Annotated in this window: 1 protein-coding gene; it reads right to left on the bottom strand. The window is 72.2% G+C overall.

All coding sequences use genetic code 11. The annotated features are described in order from the left end of the window. Window positions 1-16 precede the first annotated feature (16 nt). Complete coding sequence (locus tag AB8Z75_RS33665) at window positions 17-2599, bottom strand: NACHT domain-containing NTPase (RefSeq protein WP_369208744.1); 2583 nt, start codon at window positions 2597-2599, stop codon at window positions 17-19. Between the last annotated feature and the right edge of the window lie 28 nt (window positions 2600-2627).

Raw genomic sequence — 2627 nt, forward strand, 5'->3', positions numbered from 1 at the left:
GCCAGGGACGGCGGGGCTACGACAGGATGCGGATGCCCTCCGGGACGCCGCTGACCCGGGGTAGCCGCGGATTGACCCGCAGGGTCGTCAGCTGGGGGAAGGCGGCGAGCCACCCCATGGGGACGCCGAGGTCGTAGGCGAGCCACAGGTGGGTGAGCTGCTCGCGGACGAGCCCCTCCAGCAGTTCGTCGGGCGTGAAGGGCCCGACGATCTGTACGCGGGCCCTGCCGCCGAGTTTCCGCAGCGCGGCGAGCTCGAACCGGTCGGAAACGGGGTAGTACAGCCCCTCGGGGTCGAGGTGCCCGATGATCTCGTCCGCGTACCGGTCGGTGTCGAAGTTGTGCCACCCGCGCGCGAGCTCGGCCCGCAGCTGCAGGGAGGCCCGGTTGCGCAGTTGGGCGAGGTAGTGGACGGCGGCGTCGTCGTTGATCCGGGTGACGGTGACGGCGAGCCGGTGGGCCTCGCGGTCGGTGACGTGGGTGGGGTCGGGGAGCATCTCCAGGACTATGGGGCCCACCCAGCCGAGGCTGCGGGCGGCTTCCACGGTCGTCGGCCGCACCATGTTGCGCGTCTCGCGTCGGATACGGGCGTGGGTGTCGGGGTCGAGTTCGGTGACGTGTTCGAGGCAGGCCGCCGCCAGCAGGCGGCGCCGGTTGCGCTGCATGCCCTTGCGTCCTGGCGCCAGCAGCCCGCCGAGGAGCCGCGCGCACTCCGCGGGGCGTGCGTGGGCGACGGACATGCGGATGACTTCCTCCCACTCGGTCTCGTGGGCGTGGTCGAGAAGCAGGTCGAAGGCGCCTTGCTCGACGGCTTCCTTGGCGGCCAGGTAGTCCTGCACGGTGCGGTGGACGAACTCCACGGACCTGTCGGCCTGCTCGCGCAGCAGTCCGGTACGCAGCAGCAGGTGGTTGAAGATGTCCTCGGGGCGGCCCTGGCCCGCCGTGGAGGGGATGGCCGGAAGGTTGCGGGAGATCTCCTCGAGCGCGTCGTCCATGGCCATCTCGGCGCGCCGCTCGACGAGCATCCGGAAGGCGAGCTTGCGCAGCAGTCGCTCGCGGGCGCCGCGCCGCAGCTTGACGGCGTCGGCGTACAGCACCCGGCGTTCGGGGTCGCGCCGCTGGAGCAGCATTTCCATCGCCGCTTCGTACAGTTCCTTGCGGCCGTGCGGGAGGGAGCCGGAGCGGTCGCGGTTGAGAGCGCAGATCAGTCCGCACATCAGCGGGTTGGTGGCCAGCCCGCGCAGTTCGCGGTAGAGGGGGATGGAGGCCAGCAGCCGGTCCCGGTACTCGGCCAGCAGCTGGTGGTCCTTTCCCTCGTCGTCGGCGGCTGCCGCGTGCCAGGCGGTGATGAAGGTGGCGACCTGGTCCCGGCTCATCGGCGCGAGGGTCAGCTCGTCGAAGCCCTCGTCCGCCAGCCAGTTCGCCTCCACGGACGAGGGGCGGGCGGTGACGAGGCAGAAGTTGCCCGAGTAGATGCGCATGAGGCGGCGCAGCTGGTCGCGGAGCGCGGCGCGTTCGGACTCGGGGGCCTCGTCGATGCCGTCGACCAGGAGCAGGCCCCGTTCCTCGGTCAGGACGCGTGCCGCCCAGCCGTCGGGTGCCTCGTCGGCGAGCGGGTGGCGGACGGCGTGCAGGAAGTCGTCGGGGGAGGGGAAGCCCTCGCGCGCGAAGCGGCGCACCGGCAGGACGAGCGGTATCCGGCCGCGGAGCGAGGCGAGTTCGGCCGGCAGCACGTCCCGCGCCGTGGCGACGGCGAGCCACTGCACCAGTGTCGTCTTGCCGGAGCCCGCCACGCCGCGCAGCAGGACCCTCTCGTGTCCGCCGAGCGCCCTGTCGGCCGCCAGTACGGGCTCGCCGCTGTCCTCGTCGCCCATCTCGGCCCGCCGCTGCGGGTTGTCGAACTCGGCGCTGAGGCTGAGGTAGGTGGCGTCCAGCGACCAGCTGTCGGGGGTGTTCGGATTCGGCAGGTCGATGCCGTGGATGGTGACCCGGTCGTACTCCTCGGCGACGGAGCGGGCGTACCGGATCTCGAACTCGGCGTCGGCGGCGGACGGCTCGGGGCGTCCGCGCACGGCTTCGACGTCGTTGAGGTCGATCAACTGGCGTATCCGGTGTGCGCGTTCAGGCATGTGTTCGACCAGGACGGGGGAGCGGCGGATCAGGTGGTGCAGCAGGTGCAGGCAGACGGTGACCAGCAGCCGGTCGTGGAACCAGGCCGCGTCCGGGTTCAGTTCCCGGTCGGCGCCCGGCACCGCGGAGCGCAGCCGCCGCGCGTAATCCTGCGGACCCAGCCGTACCGCCTGCACGTCGGTGATGTCCAGCTCACCGATGATCCACAACATGCGCGAGAGCACCGCGGCGACCGGCGTCTCGTCCCTGGCGGGGAGCCGGTGGGCGGGCGCCGTCAGACTCACCAGCTCCTCGGCGAGCGACAGCAGCGACGCGTAGCTCAGCGGCGGCGCCTCCCCCCGGAACGAGACCAGCCGCGCCAGCAGCTCCCCCTCGGCCTGCGCCTTGTCGGGCGTGGCCTCCACGGGGAGCAGGAACTGGCTGACGACGGGGTCGGCGACGGCGGAGGCGAGCCGGACGGCAGGGTCCATGTGAGCGGGCTCCCGGACGGGGGCGGGG

This window comes from Streptomyces sp. PU-14G (assembly GCF_041028275.1).
Lineage (GTDB): Bacteria > Actinomycetota > Actinomycetes > Streptomycetales > Streptomycetaceae > Streptomyces.